The sequence below is a fragment of the Mycobacterium sp. genome (assembly GCF_035640695.1).
GTDB lineage: Bacteria > Actinomycetota > Actinomycetes > Mycobacteriales > Mycobacteriaceae > Mycobacterium.
Window position 1 is genome coordinate 19,080 of sequence record NZ_DASQVQ010000011.1, and the last position, 8,773, is coordinate 27,852.

The following is an 8,773-nucleotide window of genomic DNA, read 5'->3' on the forward strand; positions in this document are numbered from 1 at the left end:
GCAGCCGTCTCTTCGTCGCGCAAGCGCTCATCAGCAGCCGTCTCTTCTTCGCGCAAGCGCTCATCAGAAATCGTCCCGTTCCGCGAACGCCCCGTTGAACAGGAACTGCAACGTCGACGGCGCGTCCACCTGCATCTCGGTGAACGGTTCGTACGGGATGTAGGCGTTGTCGGTGACCAGGAACTGTGAGTGGAAGTAAGAGCCGCCGAACTGCAGGCTCGGCAGGTCGGGCAGACCACGGCAGTTCGGGCCGCCGGACGCGTTCACAATCGGCAGGCTCTCCGGGTAGGTGTACGCCGGCACACCCAACACGAAGTTCGACGACGTGAACAGGCCCGGCCGGGTACCGCCGATAACGGGGGCAAACTGCTCGATGGCCTTTTTGACGCCGCGCAGGATGCAGCCGAGTTCGGGCGAGTAGTCACCGAGCACCTTCAACGGCGCCCGGAACCGCTGAATCGCGGCGATGTAGTCGTCGGCCGCCGGCGCCAGCGTGTCGTAGGCGTTGTTGCCGAACCCGATCGCGGCAAGCAGCGTCGTGTTCAGGTTGTCCTGCTCGTCGACGATGGTGTTGCTGATCGTCGGGACGTTGTCGATCACCGTGACCAGATCGGGTGCGGCGTCGCCGTAGATGTTGGCCACCTGCGCGGTCTGTGCGAAATCCCGACGCACCGTTGGCAACTTCGGATTCAATCGCGGCAGATACTGATTCAGACCGGCCAAGGTGGCGCCGAGATCGTCGCCGTGGCCCCGGAGGCCCTCGCCGAGTGCGGTCAGGGTGGCGTTCAGGTTCACCGGATCGATCTTGTGCAGCACATCGATCAGGGTCTGGAACAAGGTGTTGACTTCCAGCTGCACCGCCTCGACCTGCACATGGGCGCCCGGTCGAAGTGACGTGCCCGACGGCTGCGGCGGCGGCACGAACTCGACCGACTTCGCGCCGAACACGGTGGTGCTGGCGATGCGCACCGGTGCGTTCGACGGGATGTAGCGCATCTGGCTGCTGTCGATGGCCAACGTCAGCTGCGCCTGACCGCCGGCATAGCTGATGTTTCTGACCTTGCCGATCTGGATGCCGCGGTACTTGACCTTGGCGTCCTTGTCCATCACCAACCCCGCCCGGGGCGAGGTCACGGTGACCGTGTCGGTGGAGGCGAACGCGGCGGTATAGGCGAGGTAGGTGAAAACAGCGAACGCGACGAGGATCGCCGCCAACACGATGGCGGCGATCCTGACGGCGGCGGTCCTCGACACGGCGTTCCCCTGTTATCCGGAGAGGTTGAAGTTACCGGACGCGCCGTAAACGGCGAGGGAGATGAACAAAGTAATAACGACCACGACAATTAGCGATGTCCGCACCGCGTTGCCGACGGCGATGCCGACGCCGACGGGGCCGCCCGCGGCGTTGTAGCCGTAGTAGGTGTGCACCAGCATCACCGCCACCGCCATGACGATCGCCTGTAGGAACGACCACAGCAGGTCGGTCGGAATCAGGAACGTATTGAAGTAGTGGTCGTAGAGGCCGCCGGACTGGCCGTTGATATAGACGGTCGTGAAGCGTGCGGCGAAGAATGCGGCAAGGGTGGCCAGCGAGTACAGCGGGATGATCGCGATCAGGCCAGCGATGATTCTGGTCGACACCAGGTAAGACACCGAATGCACCGCCATCGATTCGACGGCGTCGATCTCCTCGGCCACCCGCATCGCGCCGAGTTGGGCGGTGGTGCCGGCGCCGATGGTGGCGGCCAGGGCGATGCCGGCGATGACGGGTGCGACGATGCGGACATTGAGGAATGCGGACAGAAACCCGGTCAATGCCTCGATACCGATGTTGCCGAGCGACGAGTAGCCCTGCACCGCGATGACGCCGCCCGACGCCAACGTCAGAAACGCCGCGACGCCGACGGTGCCGCCGATGAGCACCAGCGCTCCGGACCCCAACGACATCTCGGCGATCAGCCGAATAGTCTCCTTGCGATAGCGTCGAATCGCGTTCGGCATGTAGCGCAACGACTCGCCGTAGAACAATGCCTGCTCGCCGAACGTGTCGACGGCCTTCGGCACCCATCGGAACGCGCGGCGTATCCGGAGTGTGACGTCGTAGCTCCCGAGCTGGCTCACCGGTGCAGTATCCGCACGCCGATCGCGGTCATCAGCACGTTGATCACGAACAGGCAGATGAACGCGTAGATGACGGTTTCGTTGACGGCCTCGCCTACCCCCTTCGGGCCGCCCTTGACGGTCAGCCCGCGATAGCAGCCGACCAGCCCAGCGCAGATTCCGAACAGCAGCGCCTTGACCTCCGAAATGACCAGCTCGCCCAGGCCGGTGAGCACGGTCAGGCCGTTGATGAACGCCCCCGGGTTGACCCCTTGCAGCAAGACCGAGAACACATAGCCGCCGGACAGGCCGATCGCGCACACCAGGCCGTTGAGGAGCAGCGCCACCACGGTCGACGCCAGCACGCGCGGCACGACCAGCCGTTGGATCGGGTCGATGCCGAGTACCCGCATCGCATCGATCTCTTCGCGGATCGTGCGGGCACCGAGGTCGGCGCAGATTGCCGTCGCGCCGGCACCGGCCACCACCAGCACCGTGCACACCGGTCCGAGCTGGGTGATGGTGCCGAAAGCCGTGCCGGCGCCGGACAGGTCGGCCGCGCCGATCTCGCGCAGCAGGATGTTGAGCGTGAACGCGACCAAAACCGTGAACGGGATCGCCACCAGCAATGTCGGGACCAGCGAAACCCGCGCGATCATCCAGGTCTGGTCGAGAAACTCCCGCGCCTGGAAGGGACGGCGGAACAGGGCCCGGAAAGTGTCGAGGGACATCTCCATGAACCCGCCCACGGCACGGGCCGGTACCGCGAGCTGTTCCCTCACCTCGGCTCCCCCTTCTCGGGTAGCAGGGTGAGCGGGCAGGGCGAAGCCATGATCTACTTCCGCCCGGCGCCCTCCCACCCCCGACACGGACGTAGCGCTACGTGAGCCGGATCATACTAACTAGAACAAGTTCGCGGTGTCAAAGCTCGGGAAAATAAGACATAACCAGACGTTTTGTCCAGCTCCCAGCTACTTACCGGCATCGATTCTGAAACGTGTTCTAGTCGGCCTTGGGACCGCTAGCGGTGTGCTGTGACGTCAAGATTGCAGCACCCGCGTCGCGGCGAAGCTTACATCGGGATCTCGATCAGCAAAGTACTTCCGGATGGCTGTGCTGAGATCGGCCGGTTCCCATGCCGCGGTCTCGGCGGTGAACCGCTGCTCGACACTGGGCGCGGAAAGCAGCGTGACCGTCGGGCCGTAGACGATGAACACCTGGCCGTTGACCGCCTCCGCCGCCGGCGACGCCAAGAAACGCACCAGGGTCACCACGTGTTCGGGCGACAGCGGGTCGATATCGACGTCGCTCGGGTCGGGCGCATCGCCGAAGACCTCCGCGGTCATCGCGGTGCGGGCGCGTGGGCAGATCGCGTTCGCGCACACGCCGTAGCGGTGCAGCGCTCGGGCGGCCGAAAGCGTCAGGGCGATGATCCCGGCCTTGGCGGCGCCGTAGTTGGCCTGCCCGACCGGTCCGGACAACCCCGCCTCAGACGAGGTGTTGACCAGCCGCCCGTACACCTGGCCGCCGGACTCCTTGGCTTTCGAGCGCCAGTACGCTGCGGCATTGCGGGTGAGCAGGAAGTGGCCGCGCAGATGCACGTTGATGACCAGGTCCCAGTCCTCGTCGGTCATGTTGAACAGCATCTTGTCGCGGGTGATACCGGCGTTGTTGACGACGATGTCCAGGCCGCCCTGCTCCGCCGCCGCGGCCAGCAATCGGTCGGCGGTGGCGCGTTCGGTGACGTCGCCCGGTACCGCAACGGCCATGCCGCCGGCGGCGCCGACTTCGTCGACGACATCGGAGTTCTTCAGTGCCGAATCGATGTCGTTGACTACCACGGTCGCGCCCGATCGGGCCAGCCCGATCGCTTCGGCGCGGCCCAGGCCGGCGGCAGCGCCGGTTACCACGGCGACGCGGCGAGACAGATCCGCCGACTCCTGCGACCGCTGGACAGCGCGAGCGTCCCCGGCCGCAGAGTTCCCGTGGCTCAATTTATGAATACCTCTAGTCCTTGCGCAGTAATGCAGCGCGCGGGCACTCGGCGATCGCCTGCTCGGCCAGGTCCTCCTGGTCAGCAGGTATTGGGTCGGTTTTCACGACGGCGTAGTCCTCGTCGTCCAGATCGAAAATATCGGGCGCGATTCCGAGGCACACGGCATTACCTTCACATCGATCGCGGTCAACTTCAACTCGCACGACACCCTCCTTGAGCCCGGCCGGACGGCCCTGTCGACACTCGGCACCAGAATACGACCAGGTGGTGGGCGACGCAGCCAGGGACCCTCGCTGGACCCCAAGACTAGAACGTGTTACAACCGGGAGAGTCGGGGGCACTTCAGAAGTAAGGACGAGGCGATGCGGATCGGCTACACCCGCGAGCAAGAAGAGCTGCGCCGCGAGCTGCGGGCCTACTTCGACAACCTGATGACGCCCGAGCGCCGGGAGGCGCTGCTGTCGACGTCCGGGGAGATGGGCAGCGGCGACGTCTACCGGGAGACGGTTGCGCAAATGGGCCACGACGGGTGGCTCGCGCTGGGCTGGCCGAAGGAATACGGCGGTCAGGCCCGTTCCGCGATGGACCAATTGATCTTCACCGACGAGGCCGCCATCGCGGGCGCGCCGGTGCCGTTCCTGACCATCAACAGCGTCGCACCGACGATCATGGCGTTCGGCACCGACCAGCAGAAAAGCTTCTACCTGCCCCGCATCGCGTCGGGCGAGCTGCACTTCTCGATCGGCTACTCCGAACCGGGTGCCGGCACCGACCTCGCGGCGCTGCGCACCACCGCGGTGCGCGACGGCGACGACTATGTGGTCAACGGCCAGAAGATGTGGACCAGCCTCATCCAGTACGCCGACTATGTGTGGCTGGCCGTTCGAACCAACCCCGACGCCAAGAAGCACCGCGGCATCTCGGTGCTGATCGTGCCGACCGACGCGCCGGGTTTCTCCTGGACGCCCGTGCACACGATGGCCGGACCGGATACCAGCGCCACCTACTACCAGGACGTGCGGGTGCCGGCGGCCAATCTGGTCGGCGAGGAAAACGGCGGCTGGAAGCTCGTCACCAACCAGCTCAACCACGAACGCGTCGCGTTGGTGTCCGCGCAGCCAATCTTCGCGGCGCTCAACGCCGTTCGCGAATGGGCGCAGAATACCAAGGACGCCCGCGGAGCGCGGCTGATCGACTCCGAATGGGTGCAGCTGAACCTGGCCCGGGTGCACGCCAAGGTTGAGGTGCTCAAGCTGATCAACTGGGAGTTGGCGGCGGCGCAAGCTGAAGCGCTATCCCCGGCAGATGCGTCGGCGGCGAAGGTGTTCGGCACCGAACTGGCCACCGAGGCATACCGACTGCTGATGGAAGTGCTCGGCACCGGAGCCACGTTGCGCCAAGACTCCCCGGGCGCGCTGCTGCGCGGACGCGTTGAGCGGATGCACCGCGCCTGCCTGATCCTGACCTTCGGGGGCGGCACCAACGAGATTCAGCGCGACATCATCGGGATGGTTGCGTTGGGCCTGCCGCGAGTAAACCGCTGACGATCGAGGACAGACGATGGATTTCAGGACCACCGAGGCCGCAACCGAGCTGTCCGCGCTGGTGCGCACGATCACCGAAGCGGTGTGCACTCCGGAGCATCAGCGCCGGCTCGACACGCTTGATCAGCGGTTCGACCGCGATCTGTGGCGCAAGCTCATCGACGCCGACATTCTCAGCACCGCCGCACCGGAATCCTTGGGCGGCGGCGGTTTCGGCGTGATCGAGCAGGCGGCGGTGCTCACCGCACTCGGCCGGCAACTCGCCGCGGTCCCGTACCTGGAGTCGGTGGTGCTGGCCGCCGGAGCCCTGGCCAAGTTCGGTTCCGAGGAACTGCGGCAGCAATGGGCAGTGCCCGCCGTCAACGGCGACAAGATTCTGGCCGTCGCGCTCGATGGCGAAATGGGTCAGGGTCCGGTGCAGGTCACCGGAGCCGCTGGGCCGGCGACATCAGACACCGGAGCCGCTGGGCCGGCGACATCAGACACCGGAGCCGCGGCGACATACCGGCTCACCGGCAGTCGGACCCTTGTCGGCTACGGCCCGGTCGCCGATGCGTTCCTGGTTCCCGCCGAAACAGACGCGGGCACGCGGGTTTTCCTTGTTATGGCGACTGGCCCCGGCGTATCGGTGACCGCCCTTGACACCACTGGGCACGGCAGCGTCGGGCATCTCGAATTGCAGGGCGCCGAGGTGGATGCGGGGCGGATCGTGGGCGACGACCAGGTGGTCAGTTGGCTGACGACACGTCGAGCGTTGGGGGAGACAGCAATTCAGCTTGGCGTGCTCGAGCGCGCACTCGAACTCACCGCCGAGTACGCCCGCGAGCGTGAGCAATTCGACCGGCCCATCGGCAGCTTCCAGGCGGTGGCACAACGCCTCGCCGACGGGTACATCGACGTGAAGGGCCTGCGGCTGACGCTGACTCAGGCGGTGTCGCGGCTGGCCGAGGATCTGCCCGCCGACATCGACGTGTCCACCGCGGCGTTTTGGGCCGCGGACGCCGGGCACCGCGTCGCACACACCGCGGTGCATGTGCACGGCGGTGTCGGGATCGATCTCGACCACCCGGTGCACCGCTACTTTCTGGCCGCCAAACAAACGGAGTTCACCATCGGCGGTGCGACCGGGCAGCTGCGCCGCATCGGCCGGGAACTGGCTGACACGCCCGCCTGATCCGTGAGCGACGAACTTCCCACTGTCACTTCGCTCATCACCCCGCTCATCGATGTCGACGACCGGGGCGTGTACTTCGAGGACTCGTTTAGCAGCTGGCGCGACCACATTCGCCACGGCGCCGCGGTGGCGGCCGCGCTGCGGAAACGCCTCGATCCCGACCGACCGCCGCATGTCGGCGTGCTGCTGGGGAACACTCCGTTCTTCTCGGCGGTGCTGATCGCGGCGGGGCTGTCGGGCATCGTGCCGGTGGGCCTGAATCCGGTTCGCCGCGGTGCGGCGTTGGCCCGTGACGTCAGCCGTGCCGACTGCCAGATCGTGCTGGCCGACTCGGGCTCGTCGGCTGCGGTTGGTGAAATGGATCATATAAACGTCGATTCGGTTGGCTGGTCGGACGAGGTGGCGGCACACGAGAACTCACCAGTCCATGCGCGGGCTTCGAAGCCGGACGACCTGTTCATGCTGATCTATACGTCCGGCACAAGCGGCGACCCGAAGGCCGTGAAGTGCAGTCAGGGCAAGGTTGCGATCGCCGGCGTGATGATGACCCAGCGCTTCGACTTGGGCCCCAAAGACGTCTGCTATGTGTCGATGCCGCTGTTCCACTCGAACGCGGTGCTGGTGGGGTGGTCGGTGGCGCTGGCCGCCCGGGGCTCGATGGTGTTGCGCCGCAAGTTTTCCGCGTCGGGGTTCCTTCCCGATGTTCGCCGCTACGGCGCGACGTACGCGAACTATGTCGGCAAGCCGCTGTCATATGTGCTTGCCACGCCGGAGCGTCCGGATGACGCCGATAACCCGCTGCGGGCGGTGTACGGCAACGAGGGCGCACCCGGCGACATCGAACGTTTCGCCCGCAGATTCGGCACCGTGGTCGTCGACGGGTTCGGTTCGACCGAGGGTGGGGTGGCTATCAGCCGCACGCCGGACACCCCGCAGGGTGCGCTGGGGCCGCTGCCCGAGGGCACCGAAATCGTCGACGTCGACACCGGTGTGCCGTGCCCTCCCGGGGTGATCGGTGAGCTGGTGAACACCGCGGGCATGGGCCTTTTCGAGGGGTACTACAACGATCCGGTGGCCGATGCCCAACGCATGGCCGGCGGCGTGTACCACAGCGGCGACCTGGCCTATCGGGACGAGAACGGGTACGCGTACTTCGCCGGCCGGCTCGGTGACTGGTTGCGCGTCGACGGCGAAAACCTCGGCACCGCACCGATCGAACGGGTGCTGCTGCGCCATCCCGACGTGGTGGAGGCGGCGGTCTACGGGATACCCGCGGGCGACGTCGGTGACCGGGTGATGGCCGCGCTGGTGCTGGCCGACGACGCCACGTTTGATGTCGACGCGTTCCGCGATTTCCTGGCCGCACAACCCGACCTCGGCCCCAAACAGTGGCCGTCGGTGGTGCGTGTCAGTTCCGCACTGCCACGCACCGAAACATTCAAGGTTCTCAAGCGAGAACTACAGGCCGACGGCGTCGACTGCGACGACCCGGTGTTCGTGATCCGCCGCTGACACGCGAAAGCCCGGATGCCAGCCGCATCCGGGCTTTCGGTTGCCCTCATCGGTACCAGGACTGCTGCTCCGCCGCGTGCCGGTGGTGGAAGGACGACTGATCCCACGGCACGTTGTTCCACGGGTACTGACCCGAGCTGGGTCCGGTTGGCGTCGGCGCGTACGACGGCGAGGTCGAGCCGGACGAGGAGCCGGCCGTGGCGTGGCTGGCGGTGGCGGTGCCCAGCGCGATCAGCGCGGGAGCCGCGGCCAGCACCGCACCGGCGGCCAATCGACGGGCCCAAGTGGTGGTGTTGCGTGTCATCTTAATTCTCCTGTGTGCGTTGGCTTTTCACTTGATCGGCCGGTTTGTTCCGGCGTTGTACCTAATGTGCCGCAGCATCGCCGCGGCGTCTGTCGGCCGACCGGGCCGCACAGCGGATGAATTGGATGTCCCCCGATCGGGGG

The 8,773-nt window shown here is 66.2% G+C and carries 9 protein-coding genes; 3 read left to right on the plus strand and 6 right to left on the minus strand.

Going from position 1 to position 8,773, the window contains the following annotated elements; genetic code table 11:
• Positions 1-63: 63 nt before the first annotated feature.
• The 5 genes from VE759_RS01760 to VE759_RS01780 all read right to left on the minus strand — a co-directional run bounded on the left by VE759_RS01760 (position 64) and on the right by VE759_RS01780 (position 4,299).
• A complete protein-coding gene (locus VE759_RS01760) occupies positions 64-1,254 on the minus strand; it encodes an MCE family protein (protein ID WP_324927640.1) in 1,191 nt (396 codons plus the stop codon).
• Positions 1,255-1,266: 12 nt separating this feature from the next.
• Positions 1,267-2,121, minus strand: coding sequence for an ABC transporter permease (locus tag VE759_RS01765; protein WP_324927642.1), 855 nt, complete (start codon positions 2,119-2,121; stop codon positions 1,267-1,269).
• Positions 2,118-2,837, minus strand: a complete 720-nt coding sequence (locus VE759_RS01770; protein ID WP_414687809.1) for an MlaE family ABC transporter permease — start codon at positions 2,835-2,837, stop codon at positions 2,118-2,120. Before VE759_RS01770 ends, VE759_RS01765 begins: the two co-directional genes overlap by 4 nt.
• A 303-nt stretch (positions 2,838-3,140) precedes the next feature.
• Positions 3,141-4,094, minus strand: a complete 954-nt coding sequence (locus tag VE759_RS01775) for a 3-oxoacyl-ACP reductase (protein WP_324927645.1) — start codon at positions 4,092-4,094, stop codon at positions 3,141-3,143.
• Between the two features lie 13 nt (positions 4,095-4,107).
• Positions 4,108-4,299 (minus strand): ferredoxin, encoded by a 192-nt coding sequence (locus tag VE759_RS01780; RefSeq protein WP_324927647.1) that lies wholly within the window; start codon positions 4,297-4,299, stop codon positions 4,108-4,110.
• Positions 4,300-4,458: 159 nt separating this feature from the next.
• On the opposite strand from VE759_RS01780, the gene VE759_RS01785 reads away from it, so the two are divergent.
• Genes VE759_RS01785 through fadD17 form a run of 3 tightly spaced genes read left to right on the plus strand, consistent with a single transcriptional unit; the run spans position 4,459 to position 8,326 of the window.
• Positions 4,459-5,640, plus strand: a complete 1,182-nt coding sequence (locus VE759_RS01785; protein ID WP_324927649.1) for an acyl-CoA dehydrogenase — start codon at positions 4,459-4,461, stop codon at positions 5,638-5,640.
• 16 nt (positions 5,641-5,656) lie between these two features.
• Positions 5,657-6,814: an acyl-CoA dehydrogenase family protein gene (locus tag VE759_RS01790; RefSeq protein WP_324927651.1), complete on the plus strand. Its 1,158-nt coding sequence runs from the start codon at positions 5,657-5,659 to the stop codon at positions 6,812-6,814.
• Positions 6,815-6,817: 3 nt separating this feature from the next.
• Positions 6,818-8,326: a long-chain-fatty-acid--CoA ligase FadD17 gene (gene fadD17, locus VE759_RS01795; protein ID WP_324927653.1), complete on the plus strand. Its 1,509-nt coding sequence runs from the start codon at positions 6,818-6,820 to the stop codon at positions 8,324-8,326.
• 46 nt (positions 8,327-8,372) lie between these two features.
• Here the strand turns inward: fadD17 and VE759_RS01800 are convergent, their stop codons facing one another.
• Entirely contained in the window at positions 8,373-8,630 is a 258-nt protein-coding gene (locus VE759_RS01800) for a hypothetical protein (RefSeq protein ID WP_324927655.1), read from the minus strand.
• Between the last annotated feature and the right edge of the window lie 143 nt (positions 8,631-8,773).